The following is a 25,724-nucleotide window of genomic DNA, read 5'->3' as shown; positions in this document are numbered from 1 at the left end:
GGTCCCCGGTCAGCGTGCGCTGGCAGACAACCGCGGCAATGCCGGAAATGCGCGCTGCACGCAGTCGTTGCGTTCGCAGGTCAGGCAGCCGGGGCCGATCGGTACCGCATCGTCCACCGCATCCAGGTCCCAGCCGCGCGCATACACCAGCTGATCGGCATGGCGCAGGTCGCACCCCATCGCTAGCGCAAAGGTCTTGCGCGGGCGGCCATAGCCCGGCGCGCCGCTGCTGACCTGGCGCGCCAGCCAGAAATAGCGCCGGCCATCGGGCATGCGCGCGATCTGGGTGAGGATGCGGTCGGGCTGGTTGAAGGCCTCGTAGACGATCCACAACGGGCAGGCGCCGCCGACATGCGAGAAATGGAAGTCGGTGGCCGAATGGCGCTTGGACACATTGCCGGCACGATCGACCCGCATGAAGAAGATCGGCAGCCCGGCCGCGCCGCGCCGCTGCAAGGTGCTGAGCCGGTGGCAGACCGCCTCGAAGCCGACGCCGAAGCGGTCGGCCAGCCATTCGATGTCGTAGCGCGAGCGCTGGGCGCTGCGCAGGAATTCGCCGTACGGCATCACCAGGGCGCCGGCGAAATAGTTCGACAAGCCAATGCGCGAGAGTGCAATGCGCTCGGCATCCTCGAAGCCGGCATCGGCGATGCGTGCGTCCAGCAGCGGTGCGCATTCCAGCAAGGCCAGTTGCGCGGCCATCTGGAAGGCCTGCTGGCCGGGGCGCAGATGCGCCGGCAGCCACAGCACGCGCGCCTGCGTATCCACGCTGCGCTTGTCGCTGTGCAGATCGGGCGCGTCCTGCACCAGCAGGCCGTGGCGGTCGGCCAGGCGTTGGCGCAGCCGCAGTGGCAGGTTGTCGGAGGTCAGGCCGAGTTCGGCGTACAGCGCCTCGGCGCGCTCATCCAGTTCCGGCAGATAGTTGTGCGCGCGATTGAAGTAGTCGCGCACCTGCTCGCCCGGCGACAGCGAGGGCAGCGCGGCGTGGTCGGCGCCGATCTGTATTTCCAGCGCGGCGTTGCGCTCGAGCAGGTGCTGGTGGGCGCGGTGCAGGTCCAGCAGGGCCTGGGCCACCTGCGGCAGATTGCCGGTGAGCACACGCAGCTCGGCGGCCGACAGGCTGTGGCCCAGGCTGCGCAGCGATTCGTCCAGCGGCTCGACCAGCGCGGCCGGGTCGTCCAGGTCGAGCAGGCCGTCGAGATCGCCCAGGGTGGCCTTGAGCCGTTGCTGGATCGCCAGGGTCAAGGGGCGCTGGTTGCGTTCGATCTGGTTGAGGTAGCTCGGCGACAGGCCGAGCCGGCGCGCCAGCTCGGCCTGGGTCAGGCCGTGGCGCTGGCGCAGCCGCTGCAGGCGCAGGCCGAGCTGGTGACGGAGCGGGAGCTGCGACTGGGGCATTCGCAAGATTCGCAAAAGAGTGGCGGCAGCTTAGCGCGATTAAGCAGTCTCGGGCTGGGAAAGCCAGGTCGTGGTGCGAACAATGCGAAGCATCTGCACTGATCTTCTGCGAGCGAACCTGCAATGAGTGATTCCGTCCCGCGCGTGTCCCTGTTGATCGACGGCCAGTTCGTCACCTCCGCCAGCACCCAGTGGCAGGAGGTGGTCAACCCGGCCGATCAATCCGTGCTGGCGCAGGTGCCGTTCGCCACCACCGGCGAAGTGGACGCGGCGGTGGCTGCGGCCAGTCAGGCGTTCGTGAGCTGGCGCAAGACCCCGATCGGCACGCGTGCGCGCATCTTTCTGAAGTACCAGCAGTTGATCCGCGAGCACCTGCCCGAGCTGGCCGCGTTGCTGAGTGCCGAGCAGGGCAAGACCCTGGCCGATGCCGAGGGCGATGTGTTCCGTGGGCTGGAAGTGGTGGAACACGCTGCGGCGATCGGCAACCTGCAGCTGGGCGAGCTGGCCAACAACGTCGCCAACGGCGTGGACACCTATAGCCTGCTGCAGCCGCTGGGCGTGTGCGCGGGCATCACCCCGTTCAACTTCCCGGCGATGATTCCGTTGTGGATGTTTCCGATGGCCATTGCCACCGGCAACACCTTCGTGCTCAAGCCATCCGAGCAGGACCCGATGGTGACGATGCGGCTGGTGGAACTGGCGCTGGAGGCAGGCATTCCCAAGGGCGTGCTCAATGTCGTGCATGGCGGCGAAGACGTGGTCAACGCGTTGTGCGACCACCCGGACATCAAGGCGCTGTCGTTCGTGGGCTCCACCAAGGTGGGCACGCACGTCTATCAACGCGCCGCGCTGGCAGGCAAGCGCGTGCAATGCATGATGGGTGCGAAGAATCATGCCGTGGTGCTGCCGGACGCCAACCAGGAACAGACGCTCAACGCGATGGTCGGCGCGGCCTTCGGTGCTGCCGGCCAGCGCTGCATGGCGGCCTCCACGCTGGTGCTGGTAGGCGAGGCACGGCAGTGGATTCCGGCGCTGGTGGCCAAGGCCAAGGGCCTGAAGCTGGGCGCGGGCAATGCGCCGGGCACGGAGGTCGGGCCGCTGATCTCCTGCGCCGCGCGCGCACGCGTGGAAGGCCTGATCGCCTCCGGCGTGGAGCAGGGCGCCACGCTGGAACTGGATGGTCGCGCGCCCAGCGTGCCGGGGTTCGAGCAAGGCAACTTCGTCGGCCCGACGATCTTTTCCGGGGTCAGACCCGGCATGCGCATCTACGACGAGGAAATCTTCGGCCCGGTGCTGGTGATCCTGGAGGCCGCCACGCTGGATGACGCCATCGCCCTGGTCAATGCCAATCCCAACGGCAATGGCACCGCGTTGTTCACCCAGTCCGGCGCGGCGGCGCGGCGTTTCCAGGAGGACATCGATGTGGGCCAGGTCGGTATCAACGTGCCGATTCCGGTGCCGGTGCCGCTGTTTTCCTTCACCGGCTCGCGTGCCTCCAAGCTCGGCGACCTGGGCCCGTACGGCAAGCAGGTGGTGATGTTCTACACCCAGACCAAGACCGTGACCGCGCGCTGGTTCGACGACGAGACGCTGGGCCACGGCGTCAACACCACCATCTCCCTCAAGTGACCTGATCGCCATGAATGCAGCCATCCAGCTACACGCCAATACGGCCGATTTGAATGACGAGCAGGAAGCGTTCCGCGCCGCTGCGCGCGACTTCGCCGACAAAGAACTCGCCCCGCACGCCGCGCGCTGGGATGCGGAAAGCCACTTCCCGCGCGAGGCCATCGCCAAGGCGGCCGAGCTGGGCTTTTGCGGGCTGTATACCGATGAAGGCGTGGGCGGCCTGGGCATGCGCCGTCTCGATGCTGCGGTGGTGTTCGAAGAACTGGCTACGGTCGATCCGTCCACGTCGGCGTTCATCAGCATCCACAACATGGCCACCTGGTTGATCGCCAGCTACGGTAATGACGCGGTGCGCGCGCAATGGGGCGAGGCGATGACCAGCGGCGTCAAGCTGGGCTCGTACTGTCTGACCGAGCCGGGCGCCGGCTCGGACGCGGCCTCGCTCAAGACCCGCGCACAGCGCGATGGCGACAGCTACGTGCTCAACGGCAGCAAGGCCTTCATTTCCGGCGCGGGCGCCACCGATGTGCTGGTGGTGATGGCCCGCACCGGCGACGACGGCGCCCGTGGCATCAGCGCCTTCGTGGTGCCTGCCGATGCGCCCGGCATCAGCTACGGCCGCAAAGAAGAGAAGATGGGCTGGAACAGCCAGCCCACGCGCGGGGTGAGCTTCGAGAACGTGCGCATTCCGGCCGGCAATCTTCTCGGCAGGGAGGGCGAGGGCTTCAAGATGGCGATGAAGGCGCTGGACGGTGGCCGCATCAATATCGCGGCCTGTTCGTTGGGCGCGGCGCAAGGCGCGCTGGATGCCGCGCGTCGCTACATGGGCGAGCGCCGTCAGTTCGGCAAGAAGCTGGCCGATTTCCAGGCCCTGCAGTTCAAGCTGGCCGACATGGCCACGCAGTTGGTTGCCGCCCGGCAGATGGTGCACACCGCTGCGCGCAAGCTCGATGCCGGCAGCCACGATGCCACCGTGTGGTGCGCGATGGCCAAGCGCTTCGCCACCGATGCCGGTTTTGCGATCTGCGACGACGCCCTGCAGATCCACGGCGGCTACGGTTATATCCGCGAGTATCCGATCGAGCGCCTGCTGCGCGACAGCCGCGTGCACCGTATCCTGGAAGGCACCAACGAGGTGATGCGCATGATCATTGCGCGCCACCTGCTCAATGGCGAGGAGGAACTGCGATGAGCGATTGGGAAACACGCGCGCATACCGGCTTGCAGGTCGAACGCGATGGCCATGTCGCCATCGTCACCTTGTGCAATCCGCCGGCCAATACCTGGACCGTGCACAGCCTTGCAGCCCTGCGCGATCTGGTGCACGCGCTGGATGCGGACCGCAGCATCTACGCGCTGGTGATCACTGGCGACGGCGAGAAGTTCTTCAGCGCCGGCGCTGATCTCAAGCACTTTGCCGATGGCGACAAGGCCAATGCGCGCGCCGCGGCGCGGCGGTTCGGCGAAGCCTTCGAAGCGCTGAGCGCGTTTCGCGGCGTGTCGATCGCGGCCATCAACGGCTATGCGATGGGCGGTGGCCTGGAGTGCGCATTGGCCTGCGACCTGCGCATTGCCGAGCAACACGCGCAACTGGCCTTGCCGGAAGCCAGCGTCGGGTTACTGCCGTGCGCCGGCGGTACCCAGAACCTGCCGCGCCTGGTTGGCGAGGGCTGGGCCAAGCGCATGATCCTGCTCGGCGAACGTCTGGATGCCGCCACCGCACAGCGGATCGGCCTGGTGGAAGAGGTGGTCGGCAAGGGCGAGTCACGTGCGCATGCCATCGCCTGGGCACAGCGCGCCGGCAAGCAGAGTCCGGCCAGTGTCGCAGCGTGCAAGCGCCTGGTGCAGTCCACCCGCCATGGCACCCATGCCGCCGCGCTGGTGGCAGAGCGCGAGGCCTTCGTTGACCTGTTCGAGCAGCCCGATCAGGCCGAGGGAGTGGCGGCCTTTCTGGAAAAGCGTGCACCGCAGTGGAGCAATGGCTGATGCTGGATGTGCGCCCAACCGAAGAAGCGCCGGTGCTGTTCGAGCAACGTCACTACGCCGACGGGCACCGCATCGGCATCGCCACCTTGAATTCGCCCAGGACGCTCAACGGCCTGTCGTTGCAGATGACGCGCCTGCTGGATGCACAGCTGCGCGCCTGGGCCGACGATGCGCAAATTGCCTGCGTGGTGTTGCGTGGCGCAGGCGAGAAAGCGTTCTGCGCGGGCGGCGACCTGCATGGTCTGTACCAGAGCATGCGTGCGCATCGCGAGGCGGTGCCGGATGCGCAGCAGCGTCGCGCGCAACCGCAAGCCAATGCGCATGCCGCTGCGTTCTTCGAAGAGGAATATCGGCTCGACCATCGCATCCACACCTATCCCAAGCCGCTGCTGTGCTGGGGCCACGGCATCGTGATGGGCGGCGGCATCGGCTTGATGTCCGGTGCCAGCCATCGCGTGGTCACCGAGCGCTCGCGGCTGGCGATGCCGGAGATCAGTGTCGGCCTGTTTCCCGATGTCGGCGGCAGCTGGTTGCTGCGCCGGGTGCCGCACGCTGCCGGGTTGTTTCTGGCACTGACCGGTGCGCCGCTGGATGCCAGCGATGCCATCTACGCCGGGCTTGCGGATGTCCGCCTGGAGCATGCGCAATACGGGCCAGTGCTGGAAGCCTTGAGCGCACATGCCTGGACAGGCGATGCAGACGAGGATCGCGCCCAGCTCGGCGCGTTCCTGCACGGGATTGCGCAACCGCTGGAGCCGGGCCCACTGCAGGTGCATGCGGCCTTGATCGCGCAATTGGTGGCAGGCCGGACGCTACAGGAGGTGGTCGCTGCAATCCTGGCACTGCAAAGCGAGGACGCCTGGCTGCAGGCCGCGCGCGCAACGCTGGCAGCCGGTGCCCCCGGCTCGGCGCGACTGGCCTGGGAGCTGCACCATCATCCGGAAACCGGCACGTTGGCGGAGACCTTTCGCACCGAGTACGTGGTGGCGCTGCATGCGGCCGCCCACGGCGATTTTGCCGAAGGCATTCGCGCGCTGTTGATCGACAAGGACCGCACGCCACAGTGGCAGCCTGCCGAACTGGAACAGGCCGATGCGCAATGGACGGCTGCATTCCTGCAATCGCCCTGGCCACCTGCGCGGCATCCGCTTGCCGATCTTGGTGCAGGTTGAGTCGCTGACACGCCGCTGCGAACGGTCTTTGGCGGATGCGGACAATGAGCCGCATCCGCACTGCAGGACCAAGGGAAGCCATTGCACCCGTTTGCCGCGCTGCGCTGCGGCCGGGCACACCATTCAACGGCCGCGCCAATCGGTGATGGCCACCCAACCCTGGAAACCACACCATGAGCAAGATCGCTTTTATCGGCCTGGGCAACATGGGCGGGCCGATGGCCGCCAACCTGAGCAAGGCCGGGCACCAGCTGCGGGTGTTCGATCTGGTGCCCGCCGCGCTGGATGCCGCGGCCGCCGCCGGCGCGCATGCCGCCAGCTCCGCGCACGACACCCTGGCCGACGCCGAGATCGTGATCTCGATGCTGCCGGCCAGCCGCCATGTCGAAGCGCTGTACCTGGGCGAGGGCGGGATTCTGGCGCAGATTCCTGCCGCTGCCCTGGTGATCGACTGCAGCACCATCGCACCGGCCAGCGCACGCAAGCTCGCCGCCGAGGCGCAGGCGCGTGGCCTGGCGATGCTGGATGCGCCGGTGTCCGGCGGTACCGCTGGCGCGGCGGCCGGCAGCCTGACGTTTATCGTCGGTGGCGCTGCAGAGGTGCTGGAGCGTGCGCGGCCGGTGTTGCAGGCGATGGGCAAGAACATCTTCCACGTCGGCGATAACGGCGCCGGCCAGGTCGCCAAGCTATGCAACAACATGGCACTGGGCGTGATCATGGCCGCCACCGGCGAGGCGCTGGCGCTCGGCGTTGCACAGGGCCTGGACCCGGCGGTGCTGTCGCAGATGATGGCGGTCAGCACCGGGCGCAGCTGGGCCACCGAAGTCTGCAATCCGTGGCCGGGCGTGCTGCCCAACGCGCCGGCATCGCGCGGTTACAGCGGCGGATTCGGCAACGATCTGATGCTCAAGGACCTGGGGCTGGTCGCCGAATCCGCAGTGCAGGCGGGCGTGTCGATTCCGCTCGGCGAACTGGCGCGCAATCTGTATGCGATGAACAGCCAGGCCGGCAACGGCACGCTGGATTTTTCCAGCGTGATCAAGCTGGTGGCCAAGGTTTGAGAGTGGCTGACAAAGCGTCTACGCTGGTCCGGTGTCCTTGCCGGTGCGGGACCGTGTGACGGCATGGATGCCGCCACCGAGCCCCCGGGATGGGTTCACGGCGTGTCCCGCGAGCGGTGAGGGCGCCGCGCCCTCGACGCTGTCAGTTGGCTGCAGGGCCCTTGCCCGCCCACCCTCGCGGGACACGCCGCAAGTACGTCCCTGTAGGCTCCGGCGCGGCATCCATGCCGCTCAGGGTCCCGCGACGGTAGGCGGGCAAGGGCCAGTGGAGAGGGTCGTTGTGCATGGCAAGAGCAGCGTTGGATGCGCCTCGTTCAATCATGAAGCATCGGCTCCACGTCGGATGCACACCGCACGACAGACAGCTTTTCAGATGAGCATCGACTAACTGTCTGGTGCGGTGTCCTTGCCGGTTGCGGGACCGTGTGGCGGCATGGATGCCGCCACCGAGCCCCCAGGGATGGATTCACGGCGTGTCCCGCGAGCGATGAGGGCGCCGCGCCCACGACGTTGCGAGTTTGCTGCAGGGCCCTTGCCCGCCCACCATCGCGGGACACGCCGCAAGTACGTCCATGTAGGCTCCGGCGCGGCATCCATGCCGCTCAGGGTCCCGCGACGGTAGGCGGGCAAGGGCCAGTGGAGAGGGTCGGTGTGCATGGAAGAGCAGTGCCGGATGTGCCTTTGCTTGATCATGAGGCATAGGCTCCAGGTCTGATGCACACCGCACGACAGGCAGCTTTTCAGATGAGCGTCGACCAACTGTCTGGTGCGGTGTCCTTGCCGGTTGCGGGACCGTGTGGCGGCATGGATGCCGCCACACGGTCCCCAGGGATGGATTTACGGTGTGTCCCGCGAGCGGTGAGGGCGCCGCGCCCTCGACGCTGTCAGTTGGCTGCAGGGCCCTTGCCCGCCCACCATCGCGGGACACGCCGCAAGTACGTCCTTGTAGGCTCTTACGCGGCATCCATGCCGCGTAAGGTCCCGCGACGGTGGGCGGGCAAGGACCAGTCACGATGGTCGGTACGCATGGTTGCAAGTAGGGGCAGGCAGTGCATGCAGCGCAGCCGTCCGATGAGGTGCGGTCTGATCAGCCTCTTTCTATCCGAGCAATCTCACTGCCAATACGACATCACTCCACACGCTAACGAAAGCGAGGGTGGCCGACGCGTTGCCGCCATCGCTGCGGCGTTCGAGAGGTTCTGTTGGCCGCTCCAAGTTGCTGCCCGGCCTGGGCAATAAGGCGCAGCACCACGCCCACGTGATGTGATGTCATCACGCCCGGGTGTAATAGTCTCCGCCATCGCGTGCGCCTAAGGTGCGCGCATCGCACGAGGCTACCGCATCCATGGGACACGACCACAACCACGCACCCAGCGAAATCCGCCACGAGACACCGCTATGGTGGGCGCTGGGGCTCACCGCCACGTTCCTGTTGGCGGAAGTCATTGGTGCGTTCATCACCAACAGCCTGGCGCTGTTGTCTGACGCCGCACATATGGCCACCGACACCGTGGGCCTGATGATCGCCCTGCTTGCCGTGCGCCTGAGCCGTCGCCCTGCCGATGCGCGCCGCACCTATGGCTATGTGCGGCTGGAAGCGCTCGGCGCGCTGGCGAACGGTGCACTGCTGTTTGCGGTCGGCGCTTACATCCTGTGGGAGGCCGCGCAGCGCTTTCGCGCACCGCAGGATATTTCCTCCAGCGGCATGTTGCTGATCGCCGGCTTCGGCCTGGTGATCAATCTGATCGCCATGAAGCTGCTGCACGCCGGCAGCGGCGAGAGCCTGAACGTCAAGGGCGCCTACCTGGAAGTCTGGAGCGACATGCTCGGCTCGGTGGCGGTGATCGTCGGCGCGCTGCTGATCCGCTGGACCGGCTGGCAGTGGATCGACCCGGTGCTGGCCGTGCTGATCGGCCTGTGGGTGCTGCCGCGCACCTGGGTGCTGCTGCGCGAGGCGATCAACGTGCTGCTGGAAGGTGTTCCCAAAGGTATCGATCTGCCGCAGGTGCAGCAGGCGCTGGCCAGCTACCCCGGCGTCGAGGACGTGCACGACCTGCACGTCTGGGCACTGGCCTCCAGCACGCCTGCGCTCACCGCACACGTGGTGGTCGGCGAGACCATCGACCGCGACCGCCTGCGCGACGCCCTCGCCGAGCTGCTGCACGCGCGCTTCGAGATCTCCCACGTCACCTTGCAGGTGGAGAGCGGCGACTGCGGCACCGAGCCGTGTGGGACGCCACCGGCCACGCAAGGCCCCGCGCACGACGATCATCATGGTCACGCGCATTCGCATGGCGGCCACGCGCACTGACACGGACCGCACGCCAGTGAGCCTGTCGCCTGGTTGGCGCTAGCATGGCGTTGCCTGGAACAGCACGTAGCCGGGCCACCCTGTCCGGTCGTGGGAAGGCCAATCGCGCCATCGCGCCGCCGCCCAGGCCGTATGATCGAGCCGGGAAGATTGAGAGGCCGGCGGCGCGATGGCGGTACAGATCGAACAACGCAACCAACGCATCGCCGCGCTGATCGCCGAGGCGGGCGCTGCGGCTTCGGCCGGGCACTGGCAGCAGGCCGAGCAGCTGTGGACACAGGTGCGCCAGTTGGCGCCGGCGCATCCGCAGGCCTTGTACAGCCTGGGCGTGCACGCCTACCAGCGCGGCGATGCAACGGCAGCGCTGGACTACCTGGCCGGCGCACGCGCAAGCAGCCCGGGCGATCCGATGATCGTGCTGACCATTGCGGTGGTGAAGCAGTCGCAAGGCGATGTGGATGGCGAATGGCAGGCCATCAGCGCGGCGTTGGCGCTGGATGCGTATTTCCTGCCGGGGTTGCTGGCAAAGGCCGCGTTTCTGCAGGCGCGCGGCCGCCCGCGTGCCGCCGCCGGCGTCTATCGCGACGCGCTGAAGGTTGCGCCACCCGAGCCGCAATGGCCTGCGGTGCTGCGTCGCAAGCTCGCCCTGGCCACGCAGGCGGTGGAGCAGGACACGCTTGAGCTCGAGGCGCAATTGCGCGCCGTCCTGGACACGCCCGGCGTGGCTGTGGACGCCGCGCTCGCGGGACGCTGGGCGGAAGCGGCCGCGATCGCATGTGGACGCAGCCGCCCGTTCCACTCCCAATCCAACCGCCTGTACGTACCGCGACTGCCCGCCTTGCCGTTTCATCCGCCGGAGGCGTTTCCGTGGATCGCTGCAGTACAGCGTCAGACCGAGGCGATTGCGCAGGAACTGCGCGCCGTCATGGACGCGGACAAGGGCGGCTTTGCGCCGTATATCGCCTACGCGCCGGACCAGCCGGTCAATCAGTGGAAGGACCTCAACCATTCGCCGGCCTGGAGTTCCTATCCGCTGTGGGCGCATGGCCAGCCGGTGGAGGAACATCTGCGGCAGTGCCCGGCAACCGCCGCCGCGTTGACATTGGTCGATGCGGCGGAGATCGATGGTGTTTGCCCGAACGCGATGTTCTCGGTGCTGGCGCCGCAAACGGTCATTCCACCGCACCACGGCGAGACCAACGCACGTCTGGTGGCACATCTGCCGTTGATCGTGCCCGACGGCTGCAGCTTCCGGGTCGGTTACGACTGGCGGCAGTGGGAGGTCGGCAAGGTGCTGGTGTTCGACGACTCGATCGAACACGAGGCGCGCAACCAGAGCGCGCAGCTGCGCGCGGTGCTGATCTTCGATGTCTGGAACCCCCTGCTGAGCCAGGAGGAGCGGCAGATGGTCAACGCCATGGAAACGGCGATTGCCCGCCACCGTGCCGGATGAGGGGTGCCGGTCGTCGGCCGGTTCAGTCCGCAGGTGAGATGCCGAACCGGGCAAGCGTGGCGCGCAGGGGAGCGAGCTGAGCGGCGTAGGGCTTCCAGCGCCCGGACGCATCGCCATGCAGGGGCTGGCGCACCTGCCAGTAGCTGGCTGTCTTGACGGCGCCAGGCGCCTTGTGGAACTCCAGGCAGTCCGGTTCCCAGGGCAACTGCAGGAAGTCCAGCAATGCGCGCAAGGTGGGCTCCGGCGCGGCGACGAAGGCGTCATAGTCGAAGGTGTGGATGCTGTCCGGATACAGCGACAGCCAATGCGCCATCAGTCGCTGGTAGGCGGCAAGAAAATGCCCGATGTCCTCCAGCCGGCCCGCGTAGCCAAACCGTTGCGGATTGAGCTGCTGCATGAAGAGCGACAGCCCATTGTCCAGCGGATGGCGGCGCGTATGCACGATCCTGGCAGCCGGAAAGAGCTGTTTGATCAGTCCGATCAGCTGAAAGTTGTCCGGGCGCTTGTCGGTGATGTAGCGCAGTTGCGCATGCTGGGGAACGGCTGCCGCCACACGTTGACGATATGCCGCGGCCAGCTGCGCCAGCGTAGGTGGGGACAGCTGCTGCGCGGCCTGCGGGAACGGCGACAACGACTGCGCAACCAGTCGCGGCAGCGCATCCAGTTCACCGCCGGCGGCAATGCACGGGTGGCGCGACAAGGCCTGTTCGAGCAGGGTGGAGCCGGAGCGGAACATGCCGCAGATAAACAGGGCCGGCACCGCGCTTTTTCCAGCAGCCATGGGGGGGGGCTGTTGCGCGTCCCTTGCGTTGGCAAATACCGCGGCAATGCTGTCGAAATGCTGTTGCGTGCGGATCGGATCGTAATGCCTTGCATGGGCGTGGCCATGCCGGTTGGCGGCACTGGCCGCATCGAATGCCTGGTCGTGCAGGCCGAGGCGATCGTAGGCATGGGCCACTGCATGCAGCAGCGTGGCCGCCAGCGCAGGATCTCGCCCCGCGACCGCGCTGGCCTGCTCGAGTTCGAGCAGGCGTGGGTCCTGCACCTGCGTCGGAGGATCCAGATGCAGCAGACGTGCGCTGGCTTGCAACTGCAGCGTCCGTGTGCGGGCGTCGCCGGGAGGACTGGCGAGCAGTCGGCGATAGGCGGCGACCGCCTGGTCGCGTGCGCCCAGCTCTTCGTGCAGGTTGCCCAGATTGAGCAAGGCCGGGGCATAGTCCGGCCGACACTGCAGTGCCAGGTCGAGCTCCTTCAGCGCGGCCGCATCCTGGTGGAGATGGTCGCTCAGCAGCGCGGCGCGATTGAGATGGATCTGTTCCGGCAGTGCAGCGCCGTACTGCAGTGCCTGCGCGTACGCATCCAGCGCAGCGGATGCTTCGCCGGTCCGGCGCAGCAGATATCCCAGGTTGTACCAGGCATCGGCGCAGCCGGGCCGGGCCTGCAGGATGGCTCGATAGGCGGCGATCGCCTGCGGCAGATGACCGTGTTGCAGTAAGCGTGCGGCGTGCTGCAAGGACAGGTCCAAGGCGTTTTCCAGGCAGTCTTGCAGCGGGTCGGGGGACCTGCAGCTTAGGCGGCGCCGGCGGTGCGTTCAATCCGCCCGGTGGCGAGACAGTGAGGGTAGGCCTTTCCTGCGCCTGCCGGTTGGCTTGTATGCTCTGCTGCAGTCGAGCAGTGAGATGCGCACATGCACAAACCGGTGGTGGTGGGTCTGACAGTCCTGAGCTGCGCTTGGGCGGCATCGGCGCAGGACGTGCCGACGCATCGCTGCGCTGCAGTCCTCGATCCATTGCCGCGGCTGGCCTGTTATGACGCCAGTTTTCCGCCAACCCAGGCCGTACGGGCGGCGGAGGCGGACAGGCGAGTCAGGGCATTCGGCCGCAGCACCCAACAGGTCTCGGCAGCGACAGGTGCGCAGCAGTCAGCGCCTGCGAAACTCACCGCGAAGGTGCTCGCGGTGGCGTACCAGCCAGACGGCACGCGCATCGTGTCGCTGGACAGTCGTCAGCGCTGGGCACTGACAGAAGCCACCAGCCGCGGTCCGTTGGCCGAGGGCGAAGTCGTGGTGATTCGCAAGGCCGCGATGGGAAGTTACATGCTGGTGACCGCTGCCGGGGTGGCGCTACGCGCCCGCCGCATCGACTAGCCGGGCCGCCGATGGCATCGCAACCAACAGAAGAGAACGCATGACTGAAGGACAGCTGCGCGCAGTGCTGCACGACGGGTATCAACTGCTGCGTCAGGGACGTTATGCCCAGGCGGTTGCGTTGGCCGACCGCGCCTGCGCCGACCAGCCTGACAATGCGCATCTGCTGGAACTTGCCAGCGAGGCCCGGTTGGCCAATGGCGATCCGCAAGCCGCGGTCGACCGCATCGCACGGGCGGCGGCGGTCGCAGCGTCACCGGTGCCGCTCTTGATCAAGTACGCCAGCTTGCTGCTGCAGCTGCGTCGCCGCCGCGAGGCCCGGCTCGTCGCCGGTCAGGCGCAGGCGCAGGCACTGGCCGGCGCCGACGGTGCGGCGTGGTGGCGGATCGGCGCGTTGTACAGCGGCTGCCACGAGGTGGCGGCCGCCCGTGACGCGTATCGGCATGCGATGACATGGCTGGGAGAACAGCCGGGCCTGCTGTACGACCTTGCCACCATGCAGTTCTTTGGCGGTGAATTCGATGCCGCTGAGGTCACCCTGGAGCGGCTGCTGCAACTGGCACCCGAGACCGGCGATGCCTTGTACCTGCGCGCCACGCTCCGGCGTCAGACCGGGCAGCACAATCATCTGGACGACCTGCGTCACCGCTTGACCACGCTATCGGACCCTTCCGCCAGGGCGGCAGGCCTGTACGCCCTGAGCAAGGAGCTGGAGGATCTGGGCCGGCATGCGGAATCGTTCGAGACGTTGACCGCCGCAGCGGCCTGCAAGCGCAAGACACTGCAGTACGACGTTGCCGCCGAGTGTGCGCATATCGCTCAGATACGGGAGGCGTACGCCCCGGATGCCTTGCGGGCACTGCAGCCGGGTGATGCGGGCGAGGGTGCGGTCTTCATCGTCGGCTTGCCGCGCTCAGGCACCACCTTGCTGGAGCGCCTGCTGATCCAGCGCGGCGGTGCGCGCTCGGCCGGGGAGTTGATGGATTTCGGTGCGCTGCTGGGCAGTGCGACATCCGGCGTACTGGCGACCAATCCCGGATTGACCGCCGCCCAGGCATCGCTGCAGATCGATTTTGCTGCGCTCGGCGAAGAGTATCTGCGCGGTGCCTGTGAGTTGGTGCACGACCATCCGGTAGTCATCGACAAGATGCCGGTCAATTACCTCTACTGCGGCATGATTGCCACCGCGCTGCCACGCGCACGCATCATCCATCTGGTGCGCGATCCGCTGGACACGTGCTATGCGATGTACAAGACCTTGTTCTACAACGCCTATCCGTTCTCGTATGCGCTCGATGAGCTCGCCGATTACTACCTGGCCTATCAGCAGACCATGCGTCACTGGCATGCGGTACTGCCCGGCGGCATTCTCGACGTGCATTACGAAGAGCTGGTACGCGATACCGAGCATCAGATCTCGCGGGTGTTGAGCTGGTGCGGGCTGACGAGCCGTGAAACCATCACCGGACTGGAGAATGTGCCATTCGTGACCGCGAGTGCGGCGCAGGTGCGCGGCGATGTCCATCAACGGTCGGTGCATAGCTCGCGGCGGCACCTGGACGGGCTCATGCCCTTGTTGAAGCGGCTTCGGGCAGCGGGTGTGGCCTTGCCCGGCGTCGAAGTGGCCTAAGGATTTCCCGCTGGCCGACCACGCGTTTCGGTATTTCACCGAAGCGAGCCGCGGCGCGCGAACACCGAACGAGCGTACGCGGCGAAATCGGGCCTCGGGAGGAAGAACGCGCGTCAAAAGTGCTTTTTTTTGTGATTCCCGCACCCTTTTGGGGCTTCGCCGCACCGATTCGGAGCATTTCTGAATGGCGCTTTAATTCTCTTCAACGTGGTCTTAACATCGGGTTGGCAACGTTTTTTCGGGCGCTCTTTCGCCCGGCCGTTAGCCAGTGTGGAAGCGCGGTTTGACGCGCTTGCCAATGACGTCGCAGCACGTGCCGGCATTGCATCAGATGCCGACGCAGTGCGTTGCGCTTACCCGTTCGAACTTCTCGGAGAGAGAGATGAGATTGAAGACCACCAAGCTGCGCGACGCCATCCGGGTATCGCTCACCGCGGGCGCCGCGGCGTTGGCCCTGTCCGGAACCGTGATGGCGCAGGAGCAGCCCGCGAGCGAACTCAAGAGCCTGGACACGGTCAGTGTCACCGGTACGCGCATCAAGAGCCAGACGATGACTGCCTCCAGTCCGGTGGCCGAGATCAACAAGGAAGAATTCCAGTACACCGGCTCGACCAAGGTCGAAGATCTGATCAATCAGTATCCACAGCTTTCGGCGAGCTTCGACAACTTCGCCAACAATGGCTCGCAAGGGTATGCGACCGTCGACCTGCGCGGACTGGGCGCGCAGCGCACCTTGACCTTGGTCAACGGCAGGCGCATTCCCAAGGGCATCGGCGAGAGTCCGGATATCAGCATCATCCCGGCCGCGCTGGTGCGTCGCGTGGACATCCTCACCGGCGGCGCCTCGGCGGTGTATGGCTCGGATGCCGTTGCCGGCGTGGTCAATTTCGTGCTCGACGACGAGTTCGAAGGGGTCAGCGTCGACATGGGCTACAACGCCTACCAGCATGACAACGGCAATACGTTGATGCGCGGTCTGATGGACGATGCCGGTTACGATTACCCGACCGGAAACTCCGGTTTCGACGGCATCTCCCGCAACGTGGACCTGGCCATCGGCGGCAGCTTCGGCGAAGCGGGGCATGCCACCGCATGGGCCACCTGGCGCGAGAACGATCCCCTGCTGCAGGGCCAGCGCGATTACTCCGCCTGCGCATTGAGTAACAGCGGCACCGCGTGCGGCGGGTCTGCCACTGCAGATCCAGCCAACTTCTACGTCGTCGCGCCGTCTGCAGGTGCCTTTTACGTGCAGCCTTCGGCCGGCGGAACCTGGTCGCAGGTCGCATCCCCGAATCTCTACAACTTCGCGCCGCTGAATTACTACCAGCGTCCGGATACGCGCTACACGGCCGGCACCAACATCAAGTACGAGGTCAACGAGCACTTCAAGCCCTATCTTGAAACCCTGTTCGTCAACCGCAAGAGTTCGACGCAGATCGCGCCGTCGGGTGCGTTTTTCACCGACCTCAACGTCAACTGCGCCACCTCGGTGATCGGCAGCCTGTGCAACGATGTCGGCATCACCGACGATGAGTTCACCGTCTATGTGGCCAAGCGCAACGTCGAAGGCGGCCCGCGCATCACCGACTCGGATACCAACAGTTTCAGCATCACCGCCGGTGCCCAGGGCGATATCAACGACAACTGGTCCTACGACGCGTCCTTCACCTACAACCGCAGCACGACCAAGTCCGAGAACATCAACGACTTCGTGACCACCCGTGTACGCGATGCGCTGCTGGGCTGCCAGCCGGGGGCGTTCGATGGCTGCGTGCCCTATAGCGTGTGGACCGACAGTGTCACCGCCGCAGAGGCGCAAGCGCTGCAGGGGGTTGGTATCGTCAATTACGAAACCTCGATGCGCGTGTTCAACGCCTACGTGACCGGCAATTTCGGCTACAGCCTGCCGTGGGCCGGGGATAATCCGATCAGCGTCGTCGGCGGCGTGGAAACGCGTACCGAAACCTTCAAGCGGGTGGCCGACAGCAACATGCAGACCGGCAACTTCACCGGTCTGGGCGGCCCGACCTCCAATGTCTCCGGCGACATCGGCGTCAAGGAACTGTTCCTGGAGGGCGCGGTGCCGCTGGTGGCGCAGGCCGGCAGCCTGGATCATCTCGACATGCAGCTTGGCTATCGCTACTCGGACTACGACATCTCCGGTGGCGTCAGCACCTACAAGGCGGGTCTGGGCGCGACATTCGCCGACGGCAAGTATCACCTGCGCGCCGGCTGGAATCGCGCAATCCGCGCGCCGAACGTCACCGAGCTGTATAACGAAAATACGATCGGATTGTGGAGCGGCAGCGACCCATGCGCCGGTGCCAATCCGGTCTTTACCCAGGCCCAGTGCGCCAATACTGGCGTGACGGCGGCGCAGTACGGCCGCGTTGCGGCAAACCCGGCGGGCCAGTACAACGAAATCGGCGGCGGTAATACGACACTGCAGCCGGAAACGGCCAATACCTGGACCGTCGGTTTTGCTGCCAGCCCCATCAAGGGGCTCGATCTGAGCGTGGATTACTACGACATCAAGATCGACGACGCCATCCGTGCCATCGGTTCCTCCAACATCCTGACCGCATGCGGCGTGACCGGTAACGCGGATATCTGCAGCCGCGTCCGCCGCAACGCCACCACGGGCGACCTGTTCCGCGGCAGCGACCCGGACGTCTCCGGCCTGATCTTCAATTCCCAGGACAATTTTGGGTCGCTGCATTTCCAGGGCGTGGATCTGACCGCGTCGTACGCGTGGAGCGTCGGCCCCGGGCGCCTGACCGCCTCGATGATGGGCAGCTACGCCATCAAGCAGGAATACGAGCCGGTTCCGGGTGTGCAGGAAGTGACCTACGACTGCGCCGGCGTGGTGAACGTGGCCTGCAACAGTGCCGAATGGCGGCATGTGCTGAGCACGCGCTACAGTTTCGATCGGTACACCGTCAGCCTGCGCTGGCGCTATATCGGCGAGCTGGATTACCAGAACACCGACGGGACCCGTGGCACAACCGACGTACGCCTGGTGAACCAGGACAACAAGGTGTCGGCGTACAACTACTTCGACCTCTCCGGTTCGATGCAGCTGGGCGATTACGTCACCTGGACCTTGGGCATCAACAACATCGCCGACAAGGAGCCGCCGCTGGTGGGTGGCAGCCTGACCTTCAACGGCAACTCGCTCGCCGGTTACGACCAGGCGGGTCGTTACTTCTTCACCAGTGTGGGCCTGCGTTTCTGAGTCGCCTTGCGACCCGGTAGAACAACGGCGAGCCTTGGCTCGCCGTTGTTTTTTGATTGCCTGCATCTGGTGGCGATGGTGTGCCGCGCTGCAACCTTCAGAGCACCACCGTGGCCGAGTGCATGGCGCTTGGGTATCTGGCCGAGCTCGAAGGCCGCGTCAACGCGTTACGCCACCGGCTCACGCAGCAACGGCGACTCCCAGCCCGGGCGCGGTGCGAAACGCTCGCCATGGCGCGCCTGCAGAGCCAGCAGGCGTTCCAGCAACGCGTCGGCGCCGACACTGCGGATGTGCTGGATCGGGCCGCCTCGGAACGGCGCAAAGCCGGTGCCGAAGATCACACCCGCATCGAGCAGGTCCGCATCGGCCACCACGCCGTCGTGCAGGCAGGCGACCGCTTCGTTGAGCAACGGCAGGATCAGGCGATCTTCCAGGTCTGCCGGCACCGCGTAGCCGCTGGCCACCTCGGGCTTGACCGCGCGCCCGTTCTCCCACTTGTACAAACCCTGGCCGTCCTTCTTGCCGCGCTTGCCCGGCTCCACGGTGGCCAGTGCCGCGGGAATCGGCAGGTGCAGGAAGGGCGCGAGCTCTGCGCCCACACCGGCGGCGACATCCAGCCCCACCGTATCGATCAGTTCGATCGGCCCCATCGGCATGCCGAACTTGACCGCCGTCTTGTCCAGCACCGGGCCCGGCACGCCCTCGGCATACGCGGTGGCCGCTTCGAGCAGGTACGGGAACAGCACGCGATTGACCAGGAAGCCAGGTGTGCCGGCCACCGGTACCGGGAACTTGTCCAGCGCCTTGCAGAATGCCGCCAGGCGCGCGACGTTGGCCGGATCCAGCCCGTCGTGCTGCACGATCTCCACCAGCGGCATCATCGATACCGGGTTGAAGTAGTGCAGGCCGGCAAACTGCGCCGGGCGCTGGAGATGCCCGCGCAACTCGGTCAGCGGAATCGACGAGGTATTGGTGGTCAGCAACGCATCGGGCTTGAGCTGCGGCTCGACGGACTGGTACAGCTCGCGCTTGGCCTGCGGGTTCTCGATGATCGCTTCGATCACCAGGTCCGCCTGGGCCACGCCCGCACCGGCCAGGTCGCCACGCAGGCGCGCGGCCACTGCCGGACGCTTGGCCTCGTCCTTGACGCGCTTGGCGAACAACTCGCCGCCACGGCCCAGTGCGGTGTCGATGAAGCGCTGCTCGCGATCCTGCAGCGTCACCTCGAAGCCCTTGTAGGCCGCCCAGGCTGCGATATCGCCGCCCATCACGCCAGCACCGACCACATGCAAATGGCGAATCGGGGGCAAGGCCGCAGCGCCGGCGTCCTTGCCACCCAGCGCCTTCAGGCGCTCGGTCAGGAAGAAGATGCGGATCAGGTTGCGTGCGGTCGGCGTACTGGCAAGCTTGACTACCGCCTTGCGCTCGGCCGCCAGGCGCGCCTGGATGCCGCTGCCGCCGGCACGTTCCCACACGTTGATCAAGGCGTAGGGCGCCGGGTAATGCTCCTTGCGCGCCTTGCGTGCGACCTGCTTGCGCATCTGCGGCGCCAGCAATTTGCGCGCGAGCAGGGTATTGGTGGCCCATGCGGTGGCGCGCTGCTTGAACGGACGTTTGCTGCCGGTGAGCGCCAGCGCGGCGGCGACATCGACCAGCACCGCCGGCGCGGCGACCTTGTCGACCAGGCCCATGGCGCGTGCGGCCTTGGCCGCGACGGTGCGGCCGGTCAGCATCATGTCCATCGCTGCCGGCGCACCGATCAGGCGCGGCAGGCGGGCGCTGCCGCCCCAACCGGGAAAGATGCCGAGCTTGGTTTCCGGCAGGCCGATGCGGGTGCCGGCATCGTCGGAGGCCACGCGATACCGGCACGCCAGCGCGATCTCGGTGCCGCCACCCATGCAGAATCCGTGAATCGCCGCGACCGTGGGGCAGGGCAGCTCGGCCAGCTTCTGAAAGACGTTCTGGCCGCGGTGGATCGCATCGTTGACGGTGCCCTTGCGGTCGAACTCCTGGAATTCCTTCAGGTCGGCGCCGGCGATGAAGCCGTTGGGCTTGCCCGAGCGCAGCACCACGCCCTTGGGCGGGTCCAGCGCCAGGCGTTCGACCAGCGCGCCCAGTTCGAGCAGCACCTCCTGCGAAAATGCGTTGACCGGTGCGCCCTGGCGATCAAGGCTGAGCACGACCACGCCGTCCTCGCGCAGGTCGGCCTGCCAATGGCTGAATCGGAGCCCGTCGAAACCTGGAAGCATGCGTCTGGCCGTCCGGAGATATAAGGAAAGGTCGTTATCATCCAGAGGTTGTTTCCTTCACGTCAAATACCCATACCTGTCGGCAGGGCGACGCGCGCCTGGTGCGAGGCGTCGCCAGTGGCGCATCGGTGCAGCTAGCCTGTTGCGTGACGATCGTACGGATCGGTATGAACTTTTCCCTTCAATGGTTGTCTCATTGCCCGACTTCGGTGGGCTGACAGGAGTGCGGCCCGACATGGCCGAAGTCGATACACCTCAGGAGCTTGACCTGGAACTGGTCCGGCGTGTGCAGCGCGGCGAGAGTGCAGCGTTCGATGTGCTGGTGCGCAAATACCAGCACCGCATCGTTGCGTTGATCGGGCGCTACATCGCCGACTGGAGCGAATGCCAGGACGTGGCCCAGGATACGTTTGTGCGCGCCTACCGGGCGATCAACAGTTTCCGCGGCGACTCGCAGTTCTATACCTGGCTACACCGCATTGCCGTCAACACTGCCAAGAACCATCTGGTTGCGCACAACCGCCGTCCGCCCACCGACGATATCGAGATCAGCGATGCCGAACAGTTCGATGGTGCCACCCGCTTGCGCGACACCGACACCCCGGAGCGTGAACTGATGCGACAGGAACTGGAACAAACGGTGATGCGCGCGGTCCAAGCCCTGCCGGAAGAGCTCCGGTCGGCCATCACCCTGCGCGAGGTGGATGGGCTGAGCTACGACGAAATCGCGCGAAAGATGGATTGCCCGATCGGAACGGTGCGCTCGCGCATCTTCCGGGCGCGCGAGGCCATCGACATCGAGCTGCGGCCTCTGCTGGAGACCGAAAGCGCTACCCGTGAGCGACACCGTGTATGAGCCATAACCCTGCCATGTCCACGACCGACAAGTTCGAGCGTCACTACCGCCAGCAGCTGTCTGCGCTGGTGGATGGCGAATTGAGCGCCGAGGAGTCGCGCTTTTTGCTGCGCCGCCTGGCCCACGACGAAGAACTGGCCGGCTGCCACGAACGCTGGCAGCTGTGCGGCGATGTGCTGCGTGGTGCGGCCAGCGCGCCGGCACCGCTGGATTTTGCCGCGCGCGTGCGCAGTGCCATCGCCGATGAGCCGGTGCCGCAGGCGCAGCCATCCACGCGTCCGGCGGCGCGCTGGCGCTGGGGTGGTGGCGCGGCGATTGCGGCATCGGTCGCGGCGATCGCCTTGTTCATGGCGCGCGAGCGCTTGCCGGAGACGGCAGCGCCTGCCACGCAGGTCCCGGTGTTCGCCACCGTGGCACAGCTGCCTGCCACCGCGCAGGCTCCCACCACGCCCGTGGCGCCGAAGGGGCCGGCCGAGCCTGGCCCGGCAGCTCCCGACGAGGTCGCCGCGCTGGCCGCAGCGGTGCCGGCTGCCGCGCTGGCATCCACGCGCCGTGGCGCGGCCACGCGCAACCAACAGGTCGCCCGCAGCGTCGCGGCGCGGCAGCAGCAGGCGCCAGCCCGCGCGCTCGCATCCGCTGCTCCCGCCTCGGCGGCCGCCACGGCCGTTGCGGCGCCATCGAATCCGTTCACGCATCCGGATACCACACTGCAGGCGCGCCCGTGGCCGCGTGCGGCGCTGTCCGGTGCCGGCGACAGTCCGCTCAATGCCAGCTTCCGCCAAGGCGGCCAAGGCACCGCGTTCTATCCGTTCGAGCCCGCGCCGCAGGGTGTTGCCAGCCCTGCGCCAAGCCGGCCGCTGCCGGTGCAGCCGCCGCAGGATTGATACCGTCGCCGATCTTCATCCGTTCGGCGCTTCCCCTTCCGTTATCGTGCCGGACCCCTGCAACGGCAGGGGCTTTGGCCCCTGTCGCCCTGCCATCGGAGGCAACCTGATGAACCACCGCATTCGCACCCAGATGTTCGGCTTGATCGCCATGACCTTGCCGCTGGCCGCCTGCGCGCAGCAGTCCGCGCCCGCTGCCAAGGACGTTGCCCCGATTGCCGCCAACCGCAGCGCCACGCCGGCGCCGCAGCTGGTGGCCGGGTTGCCGGACTTCACCAATCTGGTCGAGCAGGTCGGCCCGGGCGTGGTCAATATCGAAACCACCATCACCCGCAAGGACGCCATGGCGCGCCAGCGGCGCGGTGGTCCGGGTGGGCAGGACGGCGGCGCGATGCCCGGCGACGAGCAGATGCCGGAATTCTTCCGTCGCTTCTTCGGGCCGGATTTCCAGATGCCGGGCGGGCCGCGCCAGGGGCCGGGCCAGGGTGGCGATGACGATGGCGGCATCGCCGGCAAGTCGATGGGTTCGGGCTTCATCATTTCGGCCGACGGCTATGTGCTGACCAATCACCACGTGGTCGATGGCGCCAGCGAGGTCACCGTCAAGCTGACCGACCGCCGCGAGTTCAAGGCCAAGGTGGTCGGCAGCGACGAGCAGTTCGACGTGGCGTTGCTCAAGATCGACGCCAAGGGCCTGCCGACCGTGCGCCTGGGCGATTCCAACACGCTCAAGCCGGGCCAGTGGGTGGTGGCGATCGGCTCCCCGTTCGGCCTGGATCACTCGGTCACCGCCGGCATCGTCAGCGCTACCGGGCGCAGCAATCCGTATGCGGACCAGCGCTACGTGCCCTTCATCCAGACCGACGTGGCGATCAACCAGGGCAACTCCGGTGGCCCGTTGCTCAATACGCGCGGCGAGGTGGTCGGCATCAATTCGCAGATCTTCTCCGCCTCCGGCGGCTACATGGGCATCAGTTTCGCGATCCCGATCGATCTGGCCTTCAGCGCCGCCGAGCAGATCAAGGCCACCGGCCACGTGAGCCGCGGCATGCTGGGTGTGGCGGTCGGCCCGATCGACTCGCTCAAGGCGCAGGGCCTGGGCCTGCCGGATACGCGTGGCGCACTGGTCAACGACATCCCGCCCGGTAGCCCCGCCGCCAAGGCCGGGATCGAGGTGGGCGATGTGATCCGCGCGGTCAACGGCAAGCCGATCGATGTCGCCAGCGACCTGCCGCCGATGATCGGGTTGATGGCGCCGGGTACCAAGGTCAACCTGGACGTGCTGCGCGATGGCAAGCCGCGCAAGGTGGCGGTCACCCTGACGACGCTGGACAACCCGGCCGGCAACGCCGCACCGCGCACCGCTGCCGACGACGCCAAGCCCGGCGCACCGGCCAGCGTGGAGCTGCTCGGCCTGCAGGTGGCCGATCTGACCGCCACCGAGCGTAGCCGCCTGGGCCTGGAAGCAGGCGAGGGCGTGCGCATCGCCTCGGTGACCGGCGCCGCAGCACGCAGCACCCAGCCGCCGTTGTCGCCGGGTCTGGTCATCGCCCGCGTTGGCCGCACCAAGGTCGGCAGCGTCGCCGACCTCAACCGCGCCCTGTCCAGCTACAAGAAGGGCGACGTGGTCATGCTGCTGGTCACCGATGGCAAGGCGACCAGTTATGTGGCCTTGAAGGCCGGCGGCTAACGGAGGCCGAGATTCGTCATTGGGGATTCGGGATTGGCAAAGCAGGCTCCTGTTCGCGGGTGCCTGCTCTTGTTGTGCCTTTTCGAATCCCCAATCCCCACTCCCAAATCCCGGCTCCAAAGCGTGCGATAATGCTGCGTTACCCTGACGACGGCACCGCCGGCGCCCACCTCAATGTCCTCTGATTCAATGCGGAATATCCGCAACTTCTCCATCATCGCCCACGTCGACCACGGCAAATCCACCCTGGCCGACCGGATCATCCAGCTGTGCGGCGGCCTGCAGGCGCGCGAGATGGAGGCCCAGGTGCTCGACTCCAACCCGATCGAGCGCGAACGCGGCATCACCATCAAGGCGCAGTCGGTGTCCCTGCCGTATACGGCCAAGGATGGGCAGGTCTACCACCTGAACTTTATCGACACCCCCGGGCATGTGGACTTCTCCTACGAGGTCAGCCGCTCGCTGGCCGCGTGCGAAGGCGCGCTGCTGGTGGTGGATGCGGCCCAGGGCGTGGAAGCGCAGTCGGTGGCCAACTGCTACACCGCGGTGGAGCAGGGCCTGGAAGTGGTGCCGGTGCTCAACAAGATCGACCTGCCCACCGCCGACATCGAGCGGGCCAAGGCCGAGATCGAGGCGGTGATCGGCATCGATGCCGAGGACGCGGTGGCGGTCAGCGCCAAGACCGGTCTGAACATCGACCTGGTGCTGGAAGCGATCGTGCAGCGGATTCCGCCGCCCACCCCCCGCGACACCGACAAGCTGCAGGCGCTGATCATCGACTCGTGGTTCGACAACTACCTGGGCGTGGTCTCGCTGGTGCGCGTGATGCAGGGCGAGATCAAGCCGGGCAGCAAGATCCTGGTGATGTCCACCGGCCGCACCCATCTGGTCGACAAGGTCGGCGTGTTCACGCCCAAGCGCAAGGAGCTTGCCGCGCTGGGCGCGGGCGAAGTGGGCTGGATCAACGCCTCGATCAAGGATGTGCACGGCGCGCCGGTCGGCGACACCCTGACCCTGGCGGCCGACCCGGCGCCGCATGCATTGCCCGGTTTCCAGGAAATGCAGCCGCGCGTGTTCGCCGGCCTGTTTCCGGTCGATGCCGAGGACTACCCGGATCTGCGCGAGGCGCTGGATAAGCTGCGCCTGAACGATGCGGCGCTGCGCTTCGAGCCGGAAAGCTCCGAAGCGATGGGCTTCGGCTTCCGTTGCGGCTTCCTCGGCATGCTGCACATGGAGATCGTGCAGGAGCGGCTGGAGCGCGAGTACAACCTCAACCTGATCTCGACCGCGCCGACCGTGGTCTACGAAGTACTCAAGACCGACGGCAGCATCGTCCCGATGGACAATCCATCCAAGCTGCCGCCGCTCAACAACGTCGAAGAGATCCGCGAGCCGATCATCCGCGCCAACATCCTCACCCCGCCCGATTACGTCGGCAACATCATCACCTTGTGCGAAGAAAAGCGCGGCACCCAGATCGGCATCAACTACCTGGGTAGCCAGGTGCAGATCAGCTACGAGCTGCCGATGGCCGAAGTGGTGCTGGATTTCTTCGACAAGCTCAAGTCGGTCTCGCGCGGCTACGCCTCGCTGGATTACCACTTCCTGCGTTTCGATGCCGGCCCGTTCGTGCGCGTGGATACGCTGATCAATGGCGACAAGGTCGATGCGCTGTCGATCATCGTGCACCGCAGCTACGCCGACCGGCGCGGCCGCGAACTGTGCGAAAAGATGAAGGACCTGATCCCGCGGCAGATGTTCGACGTGGCGATCCAGGCCGCCGTGGGCTCGCAAATCATCTCGCGCTCCACGGTCAAGGCGATGCGCAAGAACGTGTTGGCCAAGTGCTATGGTGGCGACGTTTCGCGCAAGAAAAAGCTGCTCGAAAAGCAGAAGGAAGGCAAGAAGCGCATGAAGCAGGTCGGCCGCGTGGAGATTCCGCAGGAAGCCTTCCTGGCTGTCTTGCAGATGGATAAGTAACCGGGATTTGGGATTCGTGATTGGGGATTGGCAACGACTCGCCAGTC

17 protein-coding genes are annotated in these 25,724 nt (G+C 66.4%); 14 read left to right on the top strand and 3 right to left on the bottom strand.

Annotated elements, in window-relative coordinates; all coding sequences use genetic code 11:
- Positions 1–9: 9 nt before the first annotated feature.
- Positions 10–1,395, bottom strand: a complete 1,386-nt coding sequence (locus EO174_RS07385; protein ID WP_115676403.1) for a short-chain fatty acyl-CoA regulator family protein — start codon at positions 1,393–1,395, stop codon at positions 10–12.
- A 123-nt stretch (positions 1,396–1,518) separates the two neighbouring features.
- Here EO174_RS07385 and EO174_RS07380 point away from each other — a divergent pair, with 123 nt between their 5' ends.
- The 7 genes from EO174_RS07380 to EO174_RS07340 all read left to right on the top strand — a co-directional run bounded on the left by EO174_RS07380 (position 1,519) and on the right by EO174_RS07340 (position 11,007).
- Entirely contained in the window at positions 1,519–3,024 is a 1,506-nt protein-coding gene (locus EO174_RS07380; RefSeq protein ID WP_104585518.1) for a CoA-acylating methylmalonate-semialdehyde dehydrogenase, read from the top strand.
- A 10-nt stretch (positions 3,025–3,034) separates the two neighbouring features.
- The gene (locus tag EO174_RS07375) at positions 3,035–4,216 is read left to right on the top strand and encodes an acyl-CoA dehydrogenase family protein (RefSeq protein ID WP_104650514.1); all 1,182 of its coding nucleotides are present in this window, start codon (positions 3,035–3,037) and stop codon (positions 4,214–4,216) included.
- The gene (locus tag EO174_RS07370) at positions 4,213–5,010 is read left to right on the top strand and encodes an enoyl-CoA hydratase (protein WP_126943412.1); all 798 of its coding nucleotides are present in this window, start codon (positions 4,213–4,215) and stop codon (positions 5,008–5,010) included. The genes EO174_RS07375 and EO174_RS07370 overlap by 4 nt, the downstream gene beginning before the upstream one ends.
- Positions 5,010–6,182, top strand: a complete 1,173-nt coding sequence (locus EO174_RS07365) for an enoyl-CoA hydratase/isomerase family protein (RefSeq protein ID WP_164740119.1) — start codon at positions 5,010–5,012, stop codon at positions 6,180–6,182. The genes EO174_RS07370 and EO174_RS07365 overlap by 1 nt, the downstream gene beginning before the upstream one ends.
- A 173-nt stretch (positions 6,183–6,355) precedes the next feature.
- Positions 6,356–7,243 (top strand): 3-hydroxyisobutyrate dehydrogenase, encoded by an 888-nt coding sequence (gene mmsB / locus EO174_RS07360; protein WP_126943409.1) that lies wholly within the window; start codon positions 6,356–6,358, stop codon positions 7,241–7,243.
- Between the two features lie 1,345 nt (positions 7,244–8,588).
- Positions 8,589–9,554, top strand: coding sequence for a cation diffusion facilitator family transporter (locus tag EO174_RS07345; RefSeq protein ID WP_126943406.1), 966 nt, complete (start codon positions 8,589–8,591; stop codon positions 9,552–9,554).
- Between the two features lie 169 nt (positions 9,555–9,723).
- Positions 9,724–11,007, top strand: coding sequence for an aspartyl/asparaginyl beta-hydroxylase domain-containing protein (locus EO174_RS07340; RefSeq protein WP_126943403.1), 1,284 nt, complete (start codon positions 9,724–9,726; stop codon positions 11,005–11,007).
- Positions 11,008–11,029: 22 nt separating this feature from the next.
- Here EO174_RS07340 and EO174_RS07335 read toward each other — a convergent pair whose 3' ends face one another.
- Complete coding sequence (locus EO174_RS07335; protein ID WP_126943400.1) at positions 11,030–12,532, bottom strand: sulfotransferase; 1,503 nt, start codon at positions 12,530–12,532, stop codon at positions 11,030–11,032.
- A gap of 162 nt (positions 12,533–12,694) precedes the next feature.
- Here EO174_RS07335 and EO174_RS07330 point away from each other — a divergent pair, with 162 nt between their 5' ends.
- The 3 genes from EO174_RS07330 to EO174_RS07320 all read left to right on the top strand — a co-directional run bounded on the left by EO174_RS07330 (position 12,695) and on the right by EO174_RS07320 (position 18,018).
- Positions 12,695–13,153, top strand: a complete 459-nt coding sequence (locus EO174_RS07330; RefSeq protein ID WP_126943397.1) for a hypothetical protein — start codon at positions 12,695–12,697, stop codon at positions 13,151–13,153.
- A gap of 40 nt (positions 13,154–13,193) precedes the next feature.
- Positions 13,194–14,783 (top strand): tetratricopeptide repeat-containing sulfotransferase family protein, encoded by a 1,590-nt coding sequence (locus EO174_RS07325; protein WP_126943394.1) that lies wholly within the window; start codon positions 13,194–13,196, stop codon positions 14,781–14,783.
- A 382-nt stretch (positions 14,784–15,165) separates the two neighbouring features.
- Positions 15,166–18,018 carry a TonB-dependent receptor gene (locus EO174_RS07320; protein ID WP_104650558.1) on the top strand — a complete coding sequence of 951 codons (2,853 nt, stop codon included), beginning with the start codon at positions 15,166–15,168 and terminating at the stop codon, positions 18,016–18,018.
- A 167-nt stretch (positions 18,019–18,185) separates the two neighbouring features.
- Here the strand turns inward: EO174_RS07320 and EO174_RS07315 are convergent, their stop codons facing one another.
- On the bottom strand, positions 18,186–20,267 hold the full coding sequence (locus EO174_RS07315; protein WP_126943391.1) for a 3-hydroxyacyl-CoA dehydrogenase NAD-binding domain-containing protein: 2,082 nt from the start codon (positions 20,265–20,267) through the stop codon (positions 18,186–18,188).
- Positions 20,268–20,502: 235 nt separating this feature from the next.
- On the opposite strand from EO174_RS07315, the gene rpoE reads away from it, so the two are divergent.
- The 4 genes from rpoE to lepA all read left to right on the top strand — a co-directional run bounded on the left by rpoE (position 20,503) and on the right by lepA (position 25,677).
- Entirely contained in the window at positions 20,503–21,123 is a 621-nt protein-coding gene (rpoE, locus tag EO174_RS07310; protein ID WP_043908138.1) for an RNA polymerase sigma factor RpoE, read from the top strand.
- Positions 21,120–22,007 carry a sigma-E factor negative regulatory protein gene (locus tag EO174_RS07305; RefSeq protein WP_126943388.1) on the top strand — a complete coding sequence of 296 codons (888 nt, stop codon included), beginning with the start codon at positions 21,120–21,122 and terminating at the stop codon, positions 22,005–22,007. Before rpoE ends, EO174_RS07305 begins: the two co-directional genes overlap by 4 nt.
- Positions 22,008–22,116: 109 nt before the next feature.
- Positions 22,117–23,697: a DegQ family serine endoprotease gene (locus EO174_RS07300; RefSeq protein WP_126943385.1), complete on the top strand. Its 1,581-nt coding sequence runs from the start codon at positions 22,117–22,119 to the stop codon at positions 23,695–23,697.
- Positions 23,698–23,886: 189 nt separating this feature from the next.
- Positions 23,887–25,677, top strand: a complete 1,791-nt coding sequence (gene lepA, locus EO174_RS07295) for a translation elongation factor 4 (protein ID WP_161960003.1) — start codon at positions 23,887–23,889, stop codon at positions 25,675–25,677.
- The last annotated feature ends 47 nt before the right edge of the window (positions 25,678–25,724 follow it).

This window comes from Xanthomonas sp. BRIP62418, assembly GCF_003993495.1.
Lineage (GTDB): Bacteria > Pseudomonadota > Gammaproteobacteria > Xanthomonadales > Xanthomonadaceae > Xanthomonas > Xanthomonas euroxanthea.
Note: the sequence above shows the minus strand (reverse complement) of the source record. Positions and strands in the feature narration are given on the sequence as shown.

Bases quoted from the DNA above. Each gene is read 5' to 3' on its own strand.
- EO174_RS07315 (WP_126943391.1), bottom strand. From the start codon at position 20,267: ATGCTTCCAGGTTTCGACGGGCTCCGATTCAGCCATTGGCAGGCCGAC.
- EO174_RS07370 (WP_126943412.1), top strand. From the start codon at position 4,213: ATGAGCGATTGGGAAACACGCGCGCATACCGGCTTGCAGGTCGAACGC.
- EO174_RS07320 (WP_104650558.1), top strand. From the start codon at position 15,166: ATGAGATTGAAGACCACCAAGCTGCGCGACGCCATCCGGGTATCGCTC.
- EO174_RS07365 (WP_164740119.1), top strand. From the start codon at position 5,010: ATGCTGGATGTGCGCCCAACCGAAGAAGCGCCGGTGCTGTTCGAGCAA.
- EO174_RS07375 (WP_104650514.1), top strand. From the start codon at position 3,035: ATGAATGCAGCCATCCAGCTACACGCCAATACGGCCGATTTGAATGAC.
- EO174_RS07330 (WP_126943397.1), top strand. From the start codon at position 12,695: ATGCACAAACCGGTGGTGGTGGGTCTGACAGTCCTGAGCTGCGCTTGG.
- EO174_RS07380 (WP_104585518.1), top strand. From the start codon at position 1,519: ATGAGTGATTCCGTCCCGCGCGTGTCCCTGTTGATCGACGGCCAGTTC.
- EO174_RS07305 (WP_126943388.1), top strand. From the start codon at position 21,120: ATGAGCCATAACCCTGCCATGTCCACGACCGACAAGTTCGAGCGTCAC.
- EO174_RS07325 (WP_126943394.1), top strand. From the start codon at position 13,194: ATGACTGAAGGACAGCTGCGCGCAGTGCTGCACGACGGGTATCAACTG.
- mmsB (WP_126943409.1), top strand. From the start codon at position 6,356: ATGAGCAAGATCGCTTTTATCGGCCTGGGCAACATGGGCGGGCCGATG.
- EO174_RS07340 (WP_126943403.1), top strand. From the start codon at position 9,724: ATGGCGGTACAGATCGAACAACGCAACCAACGCATCGCCGCGCTGATC.
- lepA (WP_161960003.1), top strand. From the start codon at position 23,887: ATGCGGAATATCCGCAACTTCTCCATCATCGCCCACGTCGACCACGGC.
- EO174_RS07345 (WP_126943406.1), top strand. From the start codon at position 8,589: ATGGGACACGACCACAACCACGCACCCAGCGAAATCCGCCACGAGACA.
- rpoE (WP_043908138.1), top strand. From the start codon at position 20,503: ATGGCCGAAGTCGATACACCTCAGGAGCTTGACCTGGAACTGGTCCGG.
- EO174_RS07300 (WP_126943385.1), top strand. From the start codon at position 22,117: ATGAACCACCGCATTCGCACCCAGATGTTCGGCTTGATCGCCATGACC.
- EO174_RS07385 (WP_115676403.1), bottom strand. From the start codon at position 1,395: ATGCCCCAGTCGCAGCTCCCGCTCCGTCACCAGCTCGGCCTGCGCCTG.